Origin of the sequence: Streptomyces sp. NPDC057565, from assembly GCF_042801455.1 — a bacterium.
Classification (GTDB): Bacteria; Actinomycetota; Actinomycetes; order Streptomycetales; family Streptomycetaceae; genus Streptomyces; species Streptomyces yanii.
On the sequence record NZ_JBHVFU010000011.1, the window covers coordinates 113,486 to 135,901 of the forward strand.

At 70.7% G+C, this 22,416-nt stretch carries 16 protein-coding genes; 13 read left to right on the forward strand and 3 right to left on the reverse strand.

What is annotated here, in order from left to right; all coding sequences use genetic code 11:
* Nucleotides 1–2 precede the first annotated feature (2 nt).
* The 9 genes from gatB to ACFU8W_RS21825 all read left to right on the forward strand — a co-directional run bounded on the left by gatB (nt 3) and on the right by ACFU8W_RS21825 (nt 12,855).
* Entirely contained in the window at nt 3–1,511 is a 1,509-nt protein-coding gene (gene gatB / locus ACFU8W_RS21785; RefSeq protein ID WP_384039611.1) for an Asp-tRNA(Asn)/Glu-tRNA(Gln) amidotransferase subunit GatB, read from the forward strand.
* Nucleotides 1,512–1,627: 116 nt separating this feature from the next.
* Nucleotides 1,628–2,866, forward strand: a complete 1,239-nt coding sequence (locus ACFU8W_RS21790; RefSeq protein WP_384039793.1) for an SLC13 family permease — start codon at nt 1,628–1,630, stop codon at nt 2,864–2,866.
* A gap of 141 nt (nt 2,867–3,007) precedes the next feature.
* Complete coding sequence (locus tag ACFU8W_RS21795) at nt 3,008–5,119, forward strand: phosphocholine-specific phospholipase C (RefSeq protein WP_384039614.1); 2,112 nt, start codon at nt 3,008–3,010, stop codon at nt 5,117–5,119.
* 23 nt (nt 5,120–5,142) lie between these two features.
* On the forward strand, nt 5,143–5,475 hold the full coding sequence (locus ACFU8W_RS21800; protein ID WP_384039617.1) for a hypothetical protein: 333 nt from the start codon (nt 5,143–5,145) through the stop codon (nt 5,473–5,475).
* A 150-nt stretch (nt 5,476–5,625) separates the two neighbouring features.
* Complete coding sequence (locus tag ACFU8W_RS21805; RefSeq protein WP_384039620.1) at nt 5,626–7,845, forward strand: MMPL family transporter; 2,220 nt, start codon at nt 5,626–5,628, stop codon at nt 7,843–7,845.
* A gap of 21 nt (nt 7,846–7,866) precedes the next feature.
* Nucleotides 7,867–8,421: a GNAT family N-acetyltransferase gene (locus ACFU8W_RS21810; protein WP_384039623.1), complete on the forward strand. Its 555-nt coding sequence runs from the start codon at nt 7,867–7,869 to the stop codon at nt 8,419–8,421.
* Nucleotides 8,422–8,523: 102 nt separating this feature from the next.
* Nucleotides 8,524–9,180, forward strand: a complete 657-nt coding sequence (locus ACFU8W_RS21815) for a hypothetical protein (protein WP_384039626.1) — start codon at nt 8,524–8,526, stop codon at nt 9,178–9,180.
* A 308-nt stretch (nt 9,181–9,488) separates the two neighbouring features.
* Nucleotides 9,489–9,662 carry a hypothetical protein gene (locus ACFU8W_RS21820; RefSeq protein ID WP_345510186.1) on the forward strand — a complete coding sequence of 58 codons (174 nt, stop codon included), beginning with the start codon at nt 9,489–9,491 and terminating at the stop codon, nt 9,660–9,662.
* A gap of 58 nt (nt 9,663–9,720) precedes the next feature.
* A complete protein-coding gene (locus tag ACFU8W_RS21825) occupies nt 9,721–12,855 on the forward strand; it encodes an AAA family ATPase (RefSeq protein ID WP_384039796.1) in 3,135 nt (1,044 codons plus the stop codon).
* 62 nt (nt 12,856–12,917) lie between these two features.
* Here ACFU8W_RS21825 and ACFU8W_RS21830 read toward each other — a convergent pair whose 3' ends face one another.
* From ACFU8W_RS21830 to ACFU8W_RS21840, 3 genes are all read right to left on the reverse strand, one after another.
* Nucleotides 12,918–13,169 carry a DUF6191 domain-containing protein gene (locus ACFU8W_RS21830; RefSeq protein ID WP_384039629.1) on the reverse strand — a complete coding sequence of 84 codons (252 nt, stop codon included), beginning with the start codon at nt 13,167–13,169 and terminating at the stop codon, nt 12,918–12,920.
* A 30-nt stretch (nt 13,170–13,199) separates the two neighbouring features.
* Entirely contained in the window at nt 13,200–14,354 is a 1,155-nt protein-coding gene (locus tag ACFU8W_RS21835) for a PQQ-dependent sugar dehydrogenase (RefSeq protein ID WP_384039799.1), read from the reverse strand.
* A gap of 192 nt (nt 14,355–14,546) precedes the next feature.
* Nucleotides 14,547–15,503, reverse strand: coding sequence for an aldo/keto reductase (locus tag ACFU8W_RS21840; RefSeq protein WP_345510582.1), 957 nt, complete (start codon nt 15,501–15,503; stop codon nt 14,547–14,549).
* Nucleotides 15,504–15,657: 154 nt separating this feature from the next.
* On the opposite strand from ACFU8W_RS21840, the gene ACFU8W_RS21845 reads away from it, so the two are divergent.
* From ACFU8W_RS21845 to ilvN, 4 genes are all read left to right on the forward strand, one after another.
* Nucleotides 15,658–16,608, forward strand: a complete 951-nt coding sequence (locus ACFU8W_RS21845; RefSeq protein WP_384039632.1) for a 2-hydroxyacid dehydrogenase — start codon at nt 15,658–15,660, stop codon at nt 16,606–16,608.
* A 285-nt stretch (nt 16,609–16,893) separates the two neighbouring features.
* The gene (locus tag ACFU8W_RS21850) at nt 16,894–19,731 is read left to right on the forward strand and encodes a putative bifunctional diguanylate cyclase/phosphodiesterase (RefSeq protein ID WP_384039634.1); all 2,838 of its coding nucleotides are present in this window, start codon (nt 16,894–16,896) and stop codon (nt 19,729–19,731) included.
* Between the two features lie 206 nt (nt 19,732–19,937).
* Nucleotides 19,938–21,794, forward strand: a complete 1,857-nt coding sequence (locus ACFU8W_RS21855) for an acetolactate synthase large subunit (RefSeq protein WP_345510182.1) — start codon at nt 19,938–19,940, stop codon at nt 21,792–21,794.
* 22 nt (nt 21,795–21,816) lie between these two features.
* Complete coding sequence (gene ilvN / locus ACFU8W_RS21860) at nt 21,817–22,344, forward strand: acetolactate synthase small subunit (RefSeq protein WP_266981212.1); 528 nt, start codon at nt 21,817–21,819, stop codon at nt 22,342–22,344.
* Nucleotides 22,345–22,416 lie beyond the last annotated feature (72 nt).

The following is a 22,416-nucleotide window of genomic DNA, read 5'->3' on the forward strand; positions in this document are numbered from 1 at the left end:
CCGTGACTGTCACTGACCTGGTGCCGTACGAGGACGCCCTCGCGACGTACGACCCCGTCATGGGCCTTGAGGTCCATGTCGAGCTCGGCACCAAGACCAAGATGTTCTGCGGCTGCTCGACCGAGCTGGGCGCGGAGCCGAACGCGCAGACCTGCCCGACCTGCCTCGGCATGCCCGGTTCGCTCCCGGTCGTCAACGCGATCGGCGTCGAGTCCGCCATCAAGATCGGTCTCGCGCTCAACTGCGAGATCGCCGAGTGGTGCCGCTTCGCCCGGAAGAACTACTTCTATCCGGACATGCCGAAGAACTTCCAGACCTCGCAGTACGACGAGCCGATCGCCTACAACGGCTATCTGGACGTCCAGCTGGAGGACGGCGAGACCTTCCGGGTGCAGATCGAGCGCGCCCACATGGAGGAGGACACCGGCAAGTCGCTGCACGTCGGCGGCGCCACCGGCCGTATCCACGGCGCGTCCCACTCGCTGCTCGACTACAACCGCGCGGGCATTCCGCTCATCGAGATCGTCACCAAGCCGATCGAGGGAGCGGGCGCGCGTGCCCCCGAGGTCGCGAAGGCGTACGTCGCCGAGCTGCGCGAGCTCATCAAGGCGCTCGGCGTCTCCGAGGCCCGCATGGAGCAGGGCCAGATGCGCTGCGACGTGAACCTGTCGCTGCGCCCGAACGGCACCGAGACGTTCGGTACGCGCTCCGAGACAAAGAACGTGAACTCGCTGCGTTCCGTCGAGCGTGCCGCCCGCTACGAGATCCAGCGCCACGCCGCGGTGCTGAACTCCGGCGCCGCGGTGGTGCAGGAGACCCGGCACTTCCACGAGGAGGACGGCTCCACCACGGCCGGCCGCATCAAGGACAACGCCGAGGACTACCGCTACTTCCCGGAGCCGGACCTGGTGCCTGTCGCTCCTGCCCGCGACTGGGTCGAGGAGCTGCGCAAGGGACTTCCCGAGCTGCCGCGCGTACGCCGCAACCGGCTGCGCGAGGAGTGGGGCGTCTCCGAGTTCGACATGCAGTCGATCCTCAACGCGGGCGCGGTCGACCTGATCGTCGCCACGACCGAGGCGGGCGCCCCGTCCGACCAGGCCCGCAAGTGGTGGATGGGCGAGCTGGCCCGTCACTCCAACGAGACCGGTACCGCCCTGGACGAGCTGGCGATCACGCCGGCGCAGGTCGCCCGGGTGACCGAGCTCGTCGCCTCCGGCGACCTCAACGACAAGCTGGCGCGCCAGGTCATCGAGGGCGTCCTCGCGGGCGAGGGCGACCCGGACGCCGTCGTCGAGAAGCGCGGCCTGAAGGTCGTCTCGGACGAGGGCGCGCTGGGCACGGCCGTCGACGAGGCCATTGCCGCCAACGCGGCCATCGCGGACAAGATCCGCGGCGGGAAGGTCGCGGCGGCGGGCGCGCTCGTCGGCGCGGTCATGAAGGCCACCCGCGGCCAGGCGGACGCGGCCCGCGTCCGCGAACTCATCCTGGAGAAGCTCGGCGTCGAAGGCTGAGCCCTTCCTGCCGCTGCACGCAGATGAAGGGGCGGTGCACCCGTTGACCGGGTGCACCGCCCCTTCCTGTTCCTCTCGCGCCCGGAGAAAGTCCGCTGTACACCGTCACCACCGAAATCGTCTCCGTCGCGCTGCTCCTCGCGGTGCTGGTGTTCGCCGTCGTACGCCCCGGAGGGCTGCCCGAGGCGACCGTCGCTGTACCCGCGGCCCTGCTGGTCGTCGTCATCGGCGCCGTGCCGTTCGCCGAGGCCCGGGCTCAGATCGGCGGCCTGCTGCCGGTGGTCGGCTTCCTCGCCGCCATTCTCGTGCTGGCCCAGCTCTGTGCCGACGAAGGACTGTTCGTGGCCGCCGGTCATCTGGTGGCCCGGCTCTGCCGAGGGCGGACCGGGCCGCTGCTCGGCGGGGTCTTCGTCGTCGCCGCGCTGATCACGGCCGTGCTCAGCCTGGACGCGACGGTGGTCCTGCTGACACCCGTCGTCCTCGCCACGGCCGCCCGCGTGGGCGCCCGTCCCCGCCCGTACGTCTACGCCTGCGCCCATCTCGCCAACTCGGCGTCCCTGTTGCTTCCCGTCTCCAACCTCACCAACCTTCTGGCGTTCACCGCGAGCGGCCTCTCCTTCACCCGCTTCGCCGCGCTGATGACCCTGCCGTGGCTGGCGGCGATCGCCGTCGAGTACGTCGTCTTCCGCCGCGTCTTCGCCGCCGACCTGGCAGCGGGCGCGCACCCGCCGGAGCCGGACGAGGGCGGGCCGGGCGTCCCGGTGTTCACCCTCGTCGTCCTCGCCGCGACGCTGGCGGGCTTCGTCGTCACCTCGTTCGCGGGAGCGGAACCGCTGTGGGCGGCGCTGGCCGGGGCGACTGTTCTCGCGGTCCGCGCGCTGGGACAGCGGAAGACCACGGTCAAGGGGCTGGTGCACGCCGCTCACCCGCTGTTCTGTCTGTTCGTGCTCGCCCTGGGCGTCGTCGTCAAGGCGGTCGTCGACCACGGCCTCGGCACCGGGATCGGCGCACTCCTGCCCGACGGCTCGTCACTGCCCGCGCTGCTGGCGGTGGCCACGGTGGCGGCGGTGCTCGCCAACCTGATCAACAACCTGCCCGCGATCCTGGCCCTGCTCCCGGTTGTCGCGGCGGCCGGACCGGGACCGCTGCTCGCCGCCCTGATCGGGGTCAACCTCGGCCCGAACCTCACCTACGTCGGCTCGCTCGCGACCCTGCTCTGGCGCCGCATCCTGCACACCCACGGTGCCGCGCCCGAGCTCGGCCACTTCACCAGGCTCGGGCTGCTGACCGTACCGGGGACCCTGGCCGCGTCGACGCTCGCACTGTGGGGAGCGCTGCACACGATCGGGGTGTGACCGGCATTCTCACCGGGTAAGCGGGTTGGACTTTCCCGGGCGACCTCTTGGACGTTCACCGCCGGGCCGTGCGGTGGCCTTTCCGCAGCCACCTGACTTCATTAGCTTCCCGGCTGTACGACCGGACTCGGGAGGCTCAACTTGACCACGGACATTTCACGGCGACGGCTCTTCGCGCTCGGTGGCGGCGCGCTCGGCGTCGCGGCGGCCGGTTCGCTGCTGCCGCCGTCGCTGCAGGCCGCGATGGCCGCACAGCCTTCGCCTGCGGCGGGGTCCGGCGGCGGGCTCGGGGACATCAGGCATGTGGTGATCCTGATGCAGGAGAATCGTTCCTTCGACCACTACTTCGGGACCCTGCGCGGCGTACGCGGGTTCGGCGACCGCAATGCCATCGAGCTGCCCTCCGGAAAGCCGGTCTTCGAGCAGCCGGGCGCGGCCGGCACCTCCGTGCTGCCCTTCCCGGTCCGGGACGCCGCCGCGACGCAGAAGAAGGACCTCCAGTACATCGGCGCCCTCGACCACTCCTGGAGCGGCGGCGGCAAGGCATGGGCCGGCGGCTGGATGAACGGCTGGGTGACCGCGAAGACGGCCGCCACCATGGCGTACTACGACCGCCGCGACATCCCGCTGCACTACGAACTGGCCGACACCTTCACCGTCTGCGACGCCTACCACTCGTCCATCCACACCTCCACCAGCCCCAACCGCAACCACCTGTGGAGCGGGAAGACGGGCTTCGAGGCGAACGGCAAGCGGGCGGTCGGCAACGACGCGTACAGCGAGGGAACCCATCCGGGGTACGACTGGTCCACGTACGCGGAGCGGCTGGAGAAGGCCGGGCACAGCTGGAAGACGTACACCGAGTGGGAGAACTTCACCGACAACCAGATCGAGTTCTTCGCCACCTTCAAGGCGATCGCCCGCAAGGCGCTGGCGAAGACCGGTGGCCACACCTACATGGAGTCCTTCTACGCGGCCGTCCGCGACACGGACGACGCGGCGGAGCGGGCCAGGCTGCTCGGTCTGCTGGAGGACGGTGTCGCCACGCTGACGGACACGGAACGCAGCCTCTTCGAGCGGGCGCTGCGCCGGGTCGAGACCGGCACGCTGGCCGACGCGTTCGCCGCGGACGTGGCGGCGGGCACACTGCCCGAGGTCTCCTACCTGGTGCCGTCGGCGGTCGACTCGGAGCACCCGAGTGTCTCCTCCCCGATCCACAGCGCGACGATCGTCTACAAGGTCCTGGACGCGCTGGGCAAGCACCCCGATGTGTGGCGGCACACCGCCGTCATCATCAACTACGACGAGAACGACGGCTTCTTCGACCACGTCCCGCCGCCCGTGGCACCGCCCGAGGTGACCGAGGAACAGTGGGACTCCAAGCCCACCGGCCTCGGTGTGCGGGTGCCGCTGCTCGTCGTGTCGCCGTGGACCGTGGGCGGCTACGTCTGCTCCGAGGTCTTCGACCACACCTCGGTGATCCGCTTCCTGGAGCGGTGGACGGGTGTGCAGGAACCGAACATCAGTGACTGGCGGCGCACCGTCACCGGCGATCTGACCTCTGCGTTCGACTTCACGCGCGGGCTGCGCAGGCCCGAGGTGGAGCAGCCCGGCGCCATTCCGGCGTTCAGTGGACGCTGGCAGCCGAAGCCGCCGGCCGTCCAGCAGATGCCCGTGCAGGAGCCCGGCGTCCGGCCCGCCCGCCCGCTGCCGTACCAGCCGGACGCCCAGTCGACCGTGGCGAACGGGGCAGTGCGGGTGGCCCTCAGCAACACGGGCCGTTCATCGGCACACTTCGCGCTGTACCCGTACGCGGGCGAGTTCTCCGTACCGCAGCACCAGGATGTACGGGGCACGGCGCAATGGACGGTCCCCCTGACCGGCGACGCGTACCGGTTCACGGTGACCGGACCGAACGGCTTCCGGCGCGAGTTCGCAGGACCCGCCACCGGCGGACCCGAGGTCGCCACCTGGATCGACGCCCACGAGCGCGATCTGCACGTCACCCTGCGCAACACGGGGCAGCGGACGCTCACCTTCACCGTCCGGCCGCTCGGGTACGTCGACGAGGCGGACCTGCGCGACTGGACCCGGACCATCAAGGTCAAGCCCGGCCGGAGCCGTACGGTCGTCCACTCGGCCGCCGACGCGCACGGCTGGTACGACCTGTCCGTCTCCGTCGACGGGGACGACGTGTTCCGCCGCCGGCTGATGGGGCACATCGAGAACGGCCGGGCGAGCGTCTCGGGCTGACCGCCGGACACCACCGCGGAACCGTGCCGCGTGCGACGGGCGTATTCACGATCACGGCTGAACCGATCGAGAACTGGTCCGGCGTCACGACGGGGTCCACCCCGGACGAGGCGGACCCCGTCGTCCTGGAGTGCGCCCGCCTGCTCGCCGCCGAACCGGGCGGCGAGCAGACCGTCCCGCTGACCTTCGCCCTGGTGGGCATGGCGCCGTACATCGTCGGGCGGGCTGCCGTCGACGCGCTCGGCGCCGCGGCGCAGGCTCTGGAGACGCGACCGTGCGCACGAGATGCATCCGTATCTCACGGAGGGGCGAGGCGCCGGGGGCGACGCGCGGTCGGTGTCCGGCCGCGCGTGTAGGGGAAATATCAGTCCCTGTGAGCATCGCCACGAAACGGGCAAAGGATCACCGCCGGCTGCCAGAGTGACGATTCTCAGGTCATGTGTTCTTTGCGGGCCGTTCATCAGATCTCCCGAAAAAGATCCACGAACCACCAGGGAGCACATCCGTTGGCTGCCATCGCCCGCTGGTGCATCAGGCACCGTCTCCTCGCTGTCCTCATCTGGCTGCTCGCCCTCGGCGGCGCGGCCACCGCGGCGGGGTTCGCGGGGTCCGCCTACTCCAACGACTACGAGGTGCCCGGCACCGAGTCCGGGCGGGCGACCGAACTGCTGAAGAGCGGATTCACGGACCTCGGCGGTGACACCGACACCGTCGTCTGGCACACCACCGACTCCACCGTCCGGGCCGCCGACGTCCGGCAGACGATGACCCGGACCCTCCACGCGATCGAGCAACTGCCCGGCGTCGGCGGCGTCACCGGGCCCTACGGGGGCTCCGGCGCGGGGCAGATCAGCGCGGACGGACACACCGCCTACGCCACGATCACCTTCGACCAGCAGGCCGACGACATCCCGGTGCAGCAGGCCCGGGCCGTCGTCGACACCGCGAAGGCGGCCGCCGGCGACGGACTCCAGGTGGAGCTGGGCGGCTCCGCCGTCGCCCTCACCGAGGCACCGTCCGCCCATCTCAGCGAGGCCATCGGAGTGGTCGTCGCCGCGGTCGTCCTCTTCCTCGCCTTCGGCTCGCTCGCCGCCAGCCTGCTGCCCATCGCCACCGCCCTCGTCTCGGTCGGAACGGCGTACGCGGGCATCGTGCTGCTCGGGCACCTGATGACCGTCGCCGACTTCGCTCCCATGCTCGGCATGCTGATAGGCCTTGGCGTCGGCATCGACTACGCGCTGTTCATCGTCACCCGGCACCGCAGCGGACTGCGGCGCGGCATGTCGGTCGCGGAGGCGGCGCAGAACGCCGTCGCGACGACCGGGCGCGCCGTCGTCTTCGCCGGAGCCACCGTATGCATCGCACTGCTCGGCATGCTCATCCTGCGGCTCGGGTTCCTCAACGGCGTCGCGATCGCCGCCTCGCTCACCGTGGTGCTGACCGTGGCCGCCTCGGTGACCCTGCTGCCCGCGCTGCTCTCCTTCATCGGGATACGGGCGCTGAACCGGCGCGAGCGCAAGCAACTCGCCGAGCACGGACCACAGCCCGAGCTGCCCACCGGTTTCGCCGCGCGCTGGTCGGCGTTTGTCGAACGCCACCCCAAACTGCTCGGCGCGGTTGCCGCCGTGGTGATGCTCGTCCTCGCACTGCCCACGTTCGCGCTCCACCTCGGCAGCTCCGACCAGGGCAACAACGCCGCGTCGTCCACCACCCGGCAGGCGTACGACCTGCTGGCCGACGGATTCGGGCCCGGCGTCAACGGCCCGCTGACCATCGCCGCGCAGCTCGACGGGGCCGACGACCGGCTCGCGATGGACGGTCTGCCCGCCACCCTCCGGGCCATCGACGGTGTCGCTTCGGTCAGCCACGTCACGTACAACAACAGCGGCGACGCGGCGTTCGTCACCGTCGTCCCGGCCTCGTCGCCGCAGTCGCGGGAGACCAGCGCACTCGTCGACCGGCTGCGCACGGACGTCCTGCCGCACACCGAGGAGAACACCTCACTGCACGCGTACGTGGGCGGTGCGACGGCCGGCTACGACGACTTCGCCCGGATCATCATCGGCAAACTCCCGCTCTTCGTCGGCGCCGTCATCGGGCTCGGCTGCCTGCTCCTGCTGCTGGCGTTCCGGTCGATCGGCATCCCGCTGAAGGCAGCCGCGATGAACGTGGCCGCCGTCGCCTCCTCCTTCGGCGTCGTCGTCGCGATCTTCCAGTGGGGGTGGGGGAGCGAACTGCTGGGGCTGGGCAGCGCCGGACCCATCGAACCCTTCCTCCCGGTCATCATGGTCTCCGTGCTCTTCGGCCTCTCCATGGACTACCAGGTGTTCCTCGTCGGCCGGATGTACGAGGAGTGGCTGGAGACCGGCGACAACCGGCGGGCGGTCCGGGTCGGCCTCGCCGAGACCAGCCGGGTGATCAACTCCGCCGCGGTGATCATGATCTCCGTCTTCCTCGCCTTCGTCCTCAGCGGAGACCGAGTCATCGCGATGTTCGGCATCGCACTTGCCGCCGCGGTCGCCCTGGACGCCTTCGTCCTGCGCACCCTGCTGGTTCCCGCCCTGATGCACATGCTGGGCGGCGCCAACTGGTGGCTGCCGCGCCGGCTGGACCGATGGCTTCCGCGCATCAGCATCGAGCCGCCCGACTGCCGGGCCCCGCATGCGAAAATTCTTTCGGCGCGCAGCAGCGAGGACGACGAACCGGCCGCGCAGCGCGTCCACTGACGAGGCAGTTGGAGGAGCACGATGTTCGCGGTATCCCTGGGTGACGACGGTGCGGAACTGCGCCCGCTGGAAGTCTGGCAGGCGGAGGAGTTCCTCGCGCACATCGACCGGGCTCGCGAGCTCGTCGACCCGTGGATCCCGTTCGCGGCCTTCGCCACCGATCTCGAATCGGCGCGCGCCCTGCTGCAGCGGTACGCCGACAAGCAGGCGGCCGACACGGGCCGGCTGTACGGCATCTGGCTGGAAGGCACGCTCGTCGGCGGCGTCCTCTTCCGGATCTTCGACACCGAGTCGGGGAACTGTGAGGTCGGCTGCTGGCTGGAGTCCGCGGGAGAGGGGCGCGGTCTGGTGACCCGGGCGGTGCGGAAGCTGATCGACTGGGCGGTCGAGGAGCGCGGGATGCACCGCGTGGAGTGGGTCGCGTCCTCCGCCAACACCCGCAGTGTCGCGGTCGCGAAGCGGCTCGGTATGACGCGCGACGGGGTACTCCGCGAGAGCTACCCGTACCGGGGGACGCGGCACGACTCGGAGATCTGGTCCGTGCTGGCACCCGAGTGGCGCGCCCAGCAGGGCTGAGACGGGGCTGCTGCCCGGTGCGGGTCCACTCCGGGCCGGGCGGTATCGGACCGGCCGTGGACGTTAAGAGGGTTCTCATCCGGGCCGCCTAGCGTGCGGCGCATGAACCCCACGACGTCCAAGACCACCGAAGCCCCTACCACCGAGGCACCCGAAGCCACGGACGCGACATCCGCGACGCTCGCGAAGGGCGCGTCGGACGCCTCCGACGTGTCGGACGAGGCGGGAGGCGAAGCCGAGGGCGGGCGGGTGCCGGGCGACGGCGACGGTCCCGGTCACGACAGCGGCGCCGATACCGACTCCGATCCGGACCTCGACTTCGATCCGAAGGACGACGATGTCGACCGGGCGCCGTCGGGGCTCGGCGCGGCCGCCGCGGCCGTCGTCGCCGCCGGCCTCGGCGTCGTCGGCCTCACCGGGGCATGGTCGGGCCGGGTCGCCGCCGAGCGGGAGACCCTGCTGGGCCAGATGAAGACCGCCTCCGGTGGCTCCGTGGCCCAACAGATCTCCGAGATCTACGGCGACGCCTGGCACTCCACCGCCCTCGTCAACGGCCTCTTCGCGCTCCTCGCCGTGCTGGTCGGCGTCTTCGCCCTGGTCCGCCCGGCGTTCGGCGCACCCGCCAAGGACCCGCAGCCCGGCTGGGTCCGCGCCGTGGCGACCGCCGGAATCGCACTCGGTGTCCTCGGCGTACTGATCTCCGTCGGCATGTACTTCGACCTCATCGTCGCCCTGCCGACCGCGAGCGCTGCCGGCTGAGACAGGCGGTCGGGCCGCAGCCGGTGCGGGTGATCGGGCCGCCGCGAGGGATGGCCGATCGGCCAGTACGCACCGACCGGCGCTCCTCTAAGGCATCCACCCGGGGGGTCTTGGTCCGGATGCGGCACCTGCCGCCTGCGACTAAGGCCCCCCGCCCCGCAGAGATGCGGAAGTCGCCCGATGCGGCGACACCCCCTGGAAGACGAAAGTAGAGGCACGGCAGAGGACGAGCCCGGCAGAACCGGGCCCGTCGCACCAACTGCCCCTCCACCGGGCCCCACCGGGCCGTCGACATCCAGGAGAACCACATGTACGCGTACGACCTCCACAAGATCAGGGAAGCCGAACTCCTGCACCGGGCCGAGCGCGAGCGCGTCCTCCGACAGGTCCGCCGGGACCGCCGCGCCGCTCGCCGATCCGGACGCAAGGAGGACGAGGGGGCGGTGAGTTCGCTACGGAACCGGTTCGTCCACGCCGCGTAACGGGCGTGCGATGAGTACCGATTTCCCTCTCGCCGTCACGGTGTCGCACCCATGTGCGATGCTCGGCGACGTGGAGACCAGGTCTGTCAGTCCCGTGTTCGTCGGTCGCGCAGGCGAACTCACCTCGCTCACCGATGCGCTCGTCCGCGCCACCGCCGGACACCCCGACAGCGCCGGGGCGCCCGGCGGAGAACCGCAGGCGCTGCTCATCGGTGGCGAGGCCGGCGTCGGCAAGACGCGGCTGGTCGAGGAATTCCTGATCGAGGCCGGCCGCCGCGACGCCGCCGTCGCCGTCGGCGGCTGCGTCGAGATCGGCGCCGACGGGCTGCCGTACGCCCCGTTCTCCACGGCCCTGCGCGCCCTGCGCCGCACCCTGCCCGACGAGATGGCCGCAGCCTGTGCCGGGCAGGAAGGCGAACTGGCCCGGCTCCTCCCCGAACTCGGCGAGGCCGACCGGGACGCCACCGACGAGCACGGCACCGCACGGCTCTTCGAGCTCACCGCCCGGCTGCTGGAACGCATCTCTGCGGACCGGCCCGTCGTTCTCGTCCTGGAGGACCTGCACTGGGCCGACGCCTCCACCCGCCACCTCCTCGCCTATCTCTTCCGCACGCTGCGCAGCGGCCGCCTCGTCGTCATCGGCACCTACCGGGCCGACGACGTCCACCGCCGCCACCCCCTGCGCCCCCTCCTTGCCGAACTGGACCGCCTCCGCACCGTCCGCCGGATCGAACTCGCCCGGTTCAACCGCGCCGAGGTCCGTCGTCAGCTCACCGGCATCCTCGCGGCCACCCCCGAACCCGCCCTCGTGGACGAGATCTTCGAACGCTCCGACGGCAACGCCTTCTTCGTCGAAGAGCTCGCCTGCAGCCTGGAGTGCGGCGACAGCGCCGGACTCTCCGACTCGCTCCGCGACCTTCTTCTCGTCCGCGTCGAAGCGCTCTCCGAGGATGCCCAGAAGATCGCCCGGGTCATCGCCGAGGGCGGCTCCACCGTCGAGTACGAACTGCTGGCCGCGGTCTGCGGACTGACCGAGGACGAACTCATCGAGGCACTGCGCGGAGCCGTCGGCGCCAACCTGCTTCTCACCACCGGGGAGGGCAACGGCTACCGCTTCCGGCACTCACTGGTCCGCGAAGCCGTCAGCGACGACCTGCTGCCCGGCGAACGCTCGCGCCTCAACCGCCGCTACGCCGAGGCGCTGGAGGCCGACCCCACGCTCGTCCGCGCGGGCGAACGCGCGACGCGCCTGGCCAGCTACTGGTACGGCGCCCACGATCCGGCCAAGGCACTCCCCGCCGTCCTGAAGGCCTCCGTCGAGGCCCGCCGCCGCTACGCCTTCACCGAGCAACTCCGGCTGCTGGAACGCGCGATGGAACTGTGGGACGACGTCCCCGACGAGATACGCCGCACCCTGCGCCCCATCGACTACGCAGAGGTCTACCCGGCCTGTGGCCGCGATCCCGAGGCCACCCCGCTCCGCTATCTCGATCTGATGGCCGAAGCCACGGTCGCCGCCCGTTTCGGCGGCGAACGCGAACGTGCCCTCGCCATCTCCAAGAAGGCCATACGGGTCCTGGACGACGACCCCGACCCGCTGCGGGCCGCCTGGTTCTGGGTGCAGCGCTCCCGGCTGATGCAGGACCTCACCCGGGGCGACGGCTGGCAGGAACTGGCCATCGCCCAGGACCTGGTCCGTGGCCTGCCCCCGTCCGCCGTCCATGCCGACGTCCTCATGAGCGTGGCCGGATGGGGTGCCCTGCACCGCCCCGGCGCGGAGACGCTCGCCGCAGTCGACCGGGCCGTGGAGTACGCGCAGCTCGTCGGCGACGAGTACATCGAGCTTCACGCCCGGCTCACCCGCGGCTGGCTCACTGCCGATGCGGGCGGTATCGACGAGGGCATCGCCGAGATGTACGCCGTGCGCGACCGGGCCGATGAACTCCACCTCGTGGGCATCATGGGCCGCGCCAGCATCAATCTCCCCTCGACGCTCGAAGCCATGGGCCGCTCCCTGGAAGCGGTCGCCGCAGCGGATCACGGCATCGAGGTCTGCCACAGCCACGGTGTCGCCGACATGGAGGTGTGGGTCCGCACCAACCAGGCGACGTCGTACTTCTCCCTCGGCCACTGGGACGAGAGCCGGGCGACCACGGAAGCGGCGGCCCGCACAGCACAGTCCCGCAAGGCGCAGGGCCTCGTGGCCTCGCGCCGCACCGAGCTGGCTCTCGCCCGTGGCGACTTCGCCGAGGCCGAGGTCCAGCTCGCGCTCACTCAGCGGCACTTCGGTTCACGCGACCCGCAGCCCCAGCACCTCATCAACCCCGTTCGCCATGCCATGACTCTGGCCGTGCAGCAGGGGCGCCTCCTGGAGGCGCGGGCCGTCTTCGAGGCACAGGCGGAGCAGGGCTTCCCGCCCGGCACCCAGCGGTACGCGCTGCCGCTCCTCCATACCGCCGCCGCGGCGGAGGCGGACGCCCGCGGGCTGCCCGCCACGGAGCCAGGCCGGCCTGCGATTCTCGCCCTCATCCGCAAGCACGTGGGGCAGTTGCCCATGTTCGTCCCGGTCTGGGCCGCGTACGGCCTGCTGATCAACGCCGAGCTGGCCCGGGCGGAGGGCGCCGACACCCCTGAGCACTGGTCCCGCGCGGCCGCCGCCTTCGCCCCCCTCTCCCGCCCGTACGAACAGGCCCAGGTCCACCACCGCTGGGCGGAGGCCATCCTCGTCGCCTCCGGTGACCGTGCCGCGGCGGCCGGTCTCCTGCGCGACGCCCACAGCATCGCCGAGCGGCTCGGTGCGCGCCCGCTGGCCGAGACCATCGAGCTGCTGGCCGGCCGCGCACGCATCACGCTCGCCCCCTCCCCGGACGAGATTCCGGTCGCGGTCACCGTCCCGGCCGAGGCGGGCTCCATGGGTGGGGCCGCGGAGCGGGAGCACTCCGAGGACCAGTTCCAGGACGCGGCCGTCGCGGCCGTGGAGTCGTTCGGGCTGACGAGGCGCGAGCAGGACGTGCACCGGCTTGTCGCTGCGGGGCATACGAACCGGCGGATTGCCGAGGAGCTGTACATCTCGCCCAAGACCGCGAGCGTGCATGTCTCGAACATCCTTGCAAAGCTCGGCGTCTCCAGTCGCGGCGAGGCTGCGGCTCTGGCGCACCGCCTCCGCCTGTACCGGGACAACGGGGTGTCTTAGAGGAGCTCGGCGGGGCCGGTGCGGGGAACGGGTACCCGCGCCGTCCGGTGACCGTTTTGTCCTCAATTGCCGGGTGGGCCCGAGCGGCTTGAGGGGGCCTCGGTGTCTTCCGGGTCCTGAAGCGGGGTCGGCGGGGGTGGCGGGGTATCTTCCGGACCGGGGACGCGCACCGTCACCTTTCCCGAGCTCAGGTCTATCGGGCCGCGGGCGGGGTCGCCCGTGCCCAGATCCACCCGGGTCAGCTCCAGCCGCTTCTGTTCCTCCGCGGCGTGCTTGCGGCCCGGGGCGAAGAGTTCCTCGAAGAAGTTGAACACCGGATCGCACCCTTTCACCTGCTGTCGCCGCTACCGCACCTGGAGCACCAGGACTCTGTCGTCTCCCGGCTTCGGGGTGCCGCGGGTGTCCGTGTTGCTCGTGACCAGCCAGAGTCTGTCGCCGCCCGCGGCGAGCACCGTGCGCAGACGGCCGTACTTCCCTCGGAGGAACGACTGCGGGGCGGCCAGAGGTTCCCTGCCCGGGCTGCCGGACAGCGGAATCCTCCAGAGCCGCTCACCGCGCAGGCCCGCCATCCAGATCGAGCCCCGGGCGAAGGCGATCCCGCTCGGGGATGCCTCGGACGGTCTCCACTGGGCCACGGGATCGACAAAACCCGCCTTGCCCACCTTGCCCTCGTACTTCGGCCAGCCGTAATTCCCGCCGGGCACGATCTGATTCAGCTCGTCCCAGGTGTCCTGCCCGAATTCGGACGCCCACAGCCGTTTCTGCCCGTCCCACGCCAGACCCTGCACATTGCGGTGCCCGTACGAATACATCAGTGAGCCGGGCACGGGGTTGCCCGGTGCCGGTCTGCCGTCCGGGGTCATCCGCAGGATCTTGCCCGCCAGGGACTTCTTGTCCTGTGAGAGCTCCCTGGTCTGCCCCGTCTCGCCCGTGCCCGCGTACAGCATGCCGTCCGGGCCGAAGGCGATCCGGCCGCCGTTGTGGATGTAGCCCTTCGGGATGCCCCGCAGGATCGTGTGCGGTGCACCCAGCTGCCGGCCGGGGGCTCTGCCGGTCCCGTCGTACCGCATGCGGGCGATGCGGTTGTCGGACGCGGTCGTGAAGTACGCGTACAGCAGATGGTCCGTGCCGAACGCCGGGGAGACCGCGATCCCCAGCAACCCGCCCTCCCCGGCGGGCGACACGCCGGGCACCGTGCCCAGCAGTGTCTGCTTTCCCGTGCTGCCGTCGATCCGGGTGATCGTTCTCCTGTCGCGTGAGGACACCAGCAGATCGCCGCCCGGCAGCTCCGCCAGCCCCCATGGAGACGCGAGCCCCTCCGTCAGCGTCGACACCACCTTCACCGAGCCCTTCGCCGGCGGTGGCGAGGAGAGTGGCGAGGAGGGCGCTGAGGGCTCCGTGGCGGTTGCGCCCGTGGGGCGGACCTGCGTGTTTTCCGAGTCGTCGTTCGACGAGCACCCCGCGGTCAGCAGCAGCGAGCCCGCAGCCAGCGCGGCCACCGCAGCGCGGCGCGCGCCCGGGAGGATGCGTGGGCGTCCCGCACGGGTTCTCGGCGATCCGAATACAGCAATGCGCACAACACCGGTCCCTTCGACGGCTGCCTGACTACTGTTCCTACACCGCAGCCCGGCCCCGGGTTCCGCAAGCACACGAACTTTTCCGGCAGGTGCCGGACCCGCGCACACCCGCCCTCAGTCCCACGACCCCCGCGCCCGTGGCAGCCGCGCGATCTCGGCCAGATCCCGCGCCGTCAGCTCCAGTCCGGCCGCCCCTGCGTTCTCCACCGCCCATTGCTCCCGCTTCGTGCCCGGCACCGGCACCACATGCGGGCCCTGCCGCAGCACCCAGGCCAGCGCCACCTGGGCCGGAGTCGCCCCGTGCCGCTCGGCGATCCGGCGCAGTCCCACCACCAGCGGCTGGTTCGCCGCCATCATCTCGGCGGTGAACCGTGGATGCCTGGCCCGCAGATCGTCCGGCTCGAAGCCCTGGCCCGGCGTCAGCGTGCCCGTCAGATAGCCGTTCCCCAGCGGCATCGCAGCCAGCAGGCCCACACCCCGCGCCTCGCACCACGGCAGCAGCGCGTCCAGCGCCTCCGGCGACCACACCGAGAGTTCCGCCTGGACCGCGCTCACCGGAAAGACCTGCTGCACCCGCTCCAGCTGCCGAATCGTTCCGTCATGCATCCGTGCCCCCGGCCGGCGCGAGGCCCGTGCCCCGACCGCACTCAGCCCGAGCGCCCGCACCTTCCCCGCGGTGACCAGCTCCGCCATCGCCCCCCAGGTCTCCTCCACCGGCACCTCGGGGTCGGCCCGGTGCAGGTGGTACAGATCGATCACGTCGGTCTGCAGCCGGCGCAGCGACGCGTCACAGGCCCGGCGCACATAGCCGGGACGGCCATTGGCCACGATGTGCTGATCGCCCACCAGCAGCCCGCACTTGGTGGAGACGAACGCCTCGTCCCGACGCCCCTTCAGCGCCCTGCCGATCAGGAGCTCATTGGTGAAGGGGCCGTACATGTCGGCCGTGTCGAGCAGGTCGGCACCCGCGTCGAGCGCGGCGTGCACTGTCCGCAACGCACGGTCACCACGCTGCTGCGACGCGCTGTACGCCCAGCTCATAGGCATGCAGCCGAGTCCGACCGCACCCACGGCGAGCGCCGCCGCCCCGAGACTCCTGCGCTCCAACTCCCCGAACCCTCCTTGGTACCCCGCCCGGCGAGGCACTCGGCCCCGCCGTCAGGGGGCCGCACCGCACCCAAAAGTAACCTCTGCCGCCCGGCGGGCTTCGCATAGCCTCCTGACCATGACTTCTACAAAGACTCCCGACGTATGGCTGCCGATTCCGGCCGACGAGATCGAAGGACTCCCCCAGGGGCTCAACTACCGGTTCTGGGACGGCGCGCAGGACTTCCCCGCCGATCCCGCGGACTGCGCCTTCTACGTCGTTCCCTACATGAAGGGCCTGGAGATCGCGGTCCGCCCGCTCGCCGGGATGGGGGCCGTGCAGGTCGTGCAGACGCTCTCCGCGGGCATCGACCATGTCCAGCCGGGGCTCGGCCGGTTGCCCGCCGGGGTACGGCTGTGCAACGCAAAGGGTGTCCACGAGGCCTCGACGGCGGAGCTCACCCTCGCCCTGATCCTCGCCTCGCTGCGCGGCTTCCCCGGATTCGTCCACGGACAGGACAAGGAGGAATGGCGTTCCGGCTTCTACCCGGCGCTCGCGGACAAGTCCGTACTGATCGTGGGGTACGGATCGATCGGCGCCGCCATCGAGGACCGGCTCGTGCCCTTCGAGTGTGCGCGGGTGGCGCGCGTCGCGCGCTCCGCACGGACAACTGCGCGCGGCCCCGTGCACACGCTCGACGACCTGCCCGCGCTGCTGCCCGAGGCCGACATCGTCGTTCTGTCCACCCCGCTGAACGCCTCCACACAAGGGCTGGTGGGCGCCGACTTCCTGGCCGCGATGGCGGACGGCGCGCTGCTCGTGAACGTCGCGCGCGGTGGCGTCGTGGACACCAAGGCCCTGCTGTCCGAACTCGAGTCCGGCCGGCTGCGCGCCGCCCTCGATGTCACCGACCCCGAACCGCTGCCCGCCGGCCATCCCCTCTGGCATGCTCCGAACGTGCTGATCACACCTCATGTGGGAGGCAGCACCTCGGCATTCCTGCCGCGTGCCAAGCGCCTGCTGGCCGGCCAGCTCACCCGGTTCGCAGCGGGGGAGCCGGTGCAGAACGTCGTACTCACCACCGGCTGACCACGCTGCGGATCGGTTCCGTAGCGCACCGTGTCGACAACTCCCCAGATAGTCACGGAGAGTAGAGGCGCTATGTCCCTGTGTGACGAGTCTGGTGTATCGTCCCGGATGGGGGGCTGTGTTGTGGAAGGGGCGGTACCGGGGTGGCAGCGGAACGCGAGGGGGGCGACAGGCGATGTATGGCCGATGGACGAACGATCCGACGCGACAGGGCGGTCGGCGGCGACCGCCGGGCCGGCCACCCCGCCGGGCCCGCGCCCATCCGATGACATCGGAGGCACCCCGGTGAGCGCCCCGGCAAGCGCACTCGGGGCGCTCCTCTCCCGGCAGCCGACCGCCGGCGGTGCCTGGGGGCTGGTCTCGCAGCTCTTCCTCGGCCTGGTCTGCGGTGGTTACGCCGTGGGGGCGGCGCTGGGCTGGGGTTCGCCCGAACTGGCACTCGTCATGGGTGACTTCGGCCTCAGTGCTGCCGCCCTGATCGCGGCTGTCTCCTGTTTCCTCTACGCGCGCGCCTCGGGGAACCGCTTCCGGCCCGCCTGGCTGCTGTTCTCGCTCTCCTCGCTGATGGCCGCCGGGGGAAACGCCGTCTGGGGGTGGTACGAGGTCGTGCTCGGGCTCCCGGTGCCCAGCCTGTCCCTCGCCGACGCCTTCTACCTCTGCTTCGCCCCGCCCGCGATCATCGGACTGCTCGTCCTCGCCAAACGCCCCGCCACCCGGGCCGGCTGGGTCTGTCTCGTACTGGACTCCTGGCTGATCGGCGGATCGCTCCTGACTCTGTCGTGGAGCCTCGCCCTCGCCCACACCGCGCACCTCGCGGACGCCGGAGGGACGAGCGTGGCCCGCGTGGCGCTCTCGCTGGCCTATCCGCTGCTCGACATCGTGCTCGTCTCCATGGTCCTCGCCCTGCACTTCCGGCGGTCCAACGTGAACCGCTCCGCGGTGAACACGGCCGTCGCCGCGCTTGCCCTGACCGTCCTGTCGGACGCGCTGTTCACCTCGCCGCTGCTCCGCCAGACCTACCACTCCGGCCAGTTGTTGGACGCCGGCTGGTTCGCCGGGTCGCTGCTCCTCGCGTACGCCCCCTGGGGTGCGAACCGGACCTCGGACAACGCTGTCCAGCAGCGCCCCGCCGCGCGTGCCACCAGCCGCCCGATCGCCGGTTCGCTGGCCGCCCTGACGCCGTATCTCGCCGCAGCCGTCTGCACCCTCGGGATCCTCTACAACGTCATCGAGGGCCGCAGGGTGGACCGCGTCGTGGTGTTCACCGGCTGCACGGTGGTGCTCGCCCTGGTCGTCCGGCAGGGCATCATGCTCGTCGACAACATCGCCCTCACCCAGGAGCTGGCGCAGAAGGAGAACCACTTCCGCTCCCTGGTCCAGGGCTCCAGCGATGTCATCATGATCGCCGCACCCACCGGCATACTCCGGTACGTCAGCCCCGCCGCCTCCGGGGTGTACGGGCGCGAGGCCGACGACCTGATCGGTGCCGAGCTCGCCTCGATCATCCACCCCGAGGACCTGGGGCGCGTGGTCCACGAGGTGCGGCGGTTCCTGGCCGCCCCACCCAGTGAGGAACCCACCACCCGGATCGAGTGCCGGTTCAGGTCCGGCACCGGTGACTGGCTCAATGTCGAGTCCACCGTCAACCGCCACCAGGGCGGGCTGATCCTCAACAGCCGGGACGTGACCGAACGGGTCCGGCTCCAGGCCCAGCTGCAGCACAACGCCGAGCACGACCCGCTCACCGACCTGCCCAACCGCGCCCTGTTCACCGACCGGGTCCGGCAGGCCCTCGGTGGCCGCCGCTCCGGCGACCCCGGCACCGCGGTGCTCTTCATCGACCTCGACGGCTTCAAGGCGGTCAACGACCGGCTGGGCCATCAGGCGGGCGACGAGCTGCTCATCCAGGCCGCCCGCCGCCTCCAGGAGTCCGTACGGGTGGGGGACACCGCCGCCCGCCTCGGCGGCGACGAGTTCGCGGCGCTGATCCTCGGAGACGGCACCCGGGACCAGTCGGCGCGTGAGTACCAGGTCCACGAGATCGCCGACCGGCTGCGCCTCAGGCTCTCCCAGCCCTACCGGATCGGAGGTGGCGAGGTCCGGGTCGCCGCCTCCATCGGCGTCGCCTTCGCCGAGCCCGCCATCACCCCCACCGACCTCATGCGCAACGCCGATCTCGCCATGTACCGGGCCAAGGCGGGCGGCAAGGACCGCGTGGAGCTGTACGCTCCGCAGATGCAGGCCGACGTGGTACGCCGCTCGGAGCTCGCGGCCCGGATGCGCACCGCGCTGCGGGACGGCGAGTTCGCCCTGCTCCACCAGCCCGTGATCCATCTCGCCACCGGCAATGTCGCCGCCGTCGCCGCACAGGCCCGCTGGCGCTCCGCCCAGGGCATGCTGTTCACCCCCGCCGAGTTCCTTCGTGTCGCCGAGGACAGCGACCGCACCGCCGAGCTCGGCCGCTGGCTCCTGGAAGCGGCCGTCGAGCAGGCCGCGGACCGGGCCAGGGCCGGGCACCACGTCTCCGTGGCCGTCCGGCTCTCCGCCCGCAGACTGCTGGACAAGGCGATGCCGTTCGGCTCCGTCGAGGCCCTCCTCACCCGCTACAGCCTGCCTTCAGGGGCGCTGATGATCGAGGTCTCCGACAGTGACCCCCGGGTCTCCTTCGACGAGCTCGAACAGCGCCTCGTCGCCCTGCGGCGGCTCGGCGTACGGATCGCGCTCGACGGCTTCGGCAGCGGTTACGCCGCGATCAACGCGCTGCGCCGGCTCCCCATCGACGTCCTGAAACTGGACCGCGGCCTCGTCGAGGGTGTCGTGGAATCGGCCCGGCTGCACAAGATCACCAGCGGGCTGCTGAGGATCGCCTGCGACCTCGGTCTGCAGTCCGTCGCCGACGGTGTCGACGTACCGGAGCAGGTCCTCGCGCTGCGCGCCATGGGCTGTACGCACGGGCAGGGAATGGCCTTCTCGGGGCCGCTGGACGAGTACCGGCTGCGCCGAGCACTGGCCCGCGGCGAGTTCCCGGTACCCGGTGGTCCGGTTGCTCAGCCCGTCCTGGCAGGCGGCTCGATCCCGCTCCTCAGCGGCTCACATGGTGAGACGCTCGTCCCACCCACTTGACACGTCGGGCGCGTCGGAGAGAGGGTCAATGCCATGCGCACCCGAATTCTCGTACTTGGAAAGCGCGTCGGCTGAAGCAGAGTCCCTCGTTGACACTCTGCAGACCGCACCGGCGCGCTCCCCTCGCTTGCCTCACGGCACGAGGGGTTTTTTGTTGCACCGGCACACCCCAAAACCCCGCAAAAACCCTCAGCTTCGAGAAGAGAATGCCGATGACCGAGCAGGCCACCGGGGCCCACCATCCCCAGCCGCGGGCCCGTAGCGGCGGATCGTCCCCCGCCACCGTTGAGCACGTCACGGGTGCGCAGTCCCTCATCCGGTCTCTTGAGGAGGTGGGGGCCGACACGGTATTCGGCATTCCCGGCGGCGCCATCCTTCCGGCGTACGACCCGATGATGGACTCCAGCCGGGTCCGTCATGTGCTGGTCCGCCACGAGCAGGGTGCGGGCCACGCCGCCACCGGCTACGCGCAGGCCACCGGCAAGGTCGGTGTCTGCATGGCCACCTCGGGCCCCGGCGCCACCAACCTGGTCACCCCGATCGCCGACGCGCACATGGACTCCGTCCCGCTGGTCGCGATCACCGGCCAGGTCGCCTCGCAGGCGATCGGTACGGACGCCTTCCAGGAGGCCGACATCTGCGGCATCACGATGCCGGTCACCAAGCACAACTTCCTGGTCACCCGCGCCGAGGACATCCCGCACACGATCGCCGAGGCCTTCCACATCGCCTCCACCGGCCGTCCGGGCCCCGTCCTCGTCGACATCGCCAAGGACGCCCTGCAGGCACAGACCACGTTCAGCTGGCCGCCGACCCAGGACCTGCCCGGCTACCGCCCGGTCACCAAGCCGCACGCCAAGCAGATCCGCGAGGCCGCCCGGCTCATCACCCAGGCCAAGCGTCCTGTGCTGTACGTCGGCGGCGGCGTCATGAAGGCCGGCGCCACCGCCGAACTGAAGGTGCTCGCCGAGCTCACCGGAGCGCCCGTCACCACCACCCTGATGGCGCTCGGTTCGTTCCCCGACAGCCACCCGCTGCACGTGGGAATGCCGGGCATGCACGGTGCGGTCACCGCCGTCACCGCGCTGCAGAAGGCCGACCTGATCGTCGCCCTCGGAGCCCGTTTCGACGACCGTGTCACCGGCAAGCTGGACAGCTTCGCCCCGTACGCAAAGATCGTCCACGCCGACATCGACCCGGCGGAGATCGGCAAGAACCGCGCCGCCGACGTGCCGATCGTCGGTGACGCCCGCGAGGTCATCGCCGACCTCGTCCAGGCGGTCCAGGCCGAGCACACCGACGGTCACGTCGGCGACTACTCCGCCTGGTGGAAGGACCTCAACCGCTGGCGCGAGACCTACCCCGTCGGCTACGACCTGCCGGAGGACGGCAGCCTCTCGCCGCAGCAGGTCATCCAGCGCATCGGTGAGCTCGCCCCCGAGGACACGATCTTCGCGGCGGGTGTCGGTCAGCACCAGATGTGGGCCTCGCACTTCATCCAGTACGAGAAGCCCGCCACCTGGCTGAACTCCGGCGGCGCCGGAACGATGGGCTACGCGGTCCCGGCCGCGATGGGCGCGAAGGCCGGCATGCCGGACCGTACGGTCTGGGCGATCGATGGCGACGGCTGCTTCCAGATGACCAATCAGGAACTGACCACCTGCGCGCTCAACAACATCCCGATCAAGGTCGCGATCATCAACAACGGCGCGCTCGGGATGGTCCGCCAGTGGCAGACCCTGTTCTACAACCAGCGGTACTCCAACACCGTGCTGCACTCCGGCGCCGACACCGAGGGCACCCCGGCGAAGGGCACCCGGGTTCCGGACTTCGTCAAGCTGTCCGAGGCCATGGGCTGCTACGCGATCCGCTGCGAGGACCCGGCCGACCTGGACAAGGTCATCGCCGAGGCCAACTCCATCAACGACCGCCCCGTCGTGATCGACTTCATCGTCCACGAGGACGCCATGGTCTGGCCGATGGTCGCCGCCGGCACCTCCAACGACGAGGTCATGGCCGCCCGCGGTGTCCGCCCCGACTTCGGCGACAACGAAGACGACTGAGAGACAGAGAGAGACCGACTCCATGTCCAGCAAGCACACGCTCTCCGTCCTGGTCGAGAACAAGCCCGGTGTCCTCGCCCGGATCACGGCCTTGTTCTCCCGCCGCGGCTTCAATATCGACTCACTCGCGGTCGGTACCACCGAGCATCCCGACATCTCCCGCATCACCATCGTCGTGAATGTCGAGGACCTGCCGCTCGAGCAGGTGACCAAGCAGCTCAACAAGCTGGTCAACGTACTGAAGATCGTCGAACTCGAGCCCTCCGCTGCGATCCAGCGTGAGCTCGTCCTGGTGAAGGTCCGCGCCGACAACGAGACCCGCTCCCAGATCGTCGAGATCGTTCAGCTGTTCCGCGCCAAGACCGTGGACGTCTCTCCGGAGGCCGTCACGATCGAGGCGACCGGCGGCGCCGACAAGCTGGAGGCCATGCTCAAGATGCTGGAGCAGTACGGCATCAAGGAGCTCGTCCAGTCCGGCACCATCGCCATAGGGCGCGGCGCGCGCTCGATCACCGACCGTTCTCTGCGCGCACTCGACCGTACGGCCTAGCCGACACCCCCTCGCCGCTCGTATGGCGAGACCCGAAAACGTTTCTGACGCACCCCGCCGTACGGTGGGACG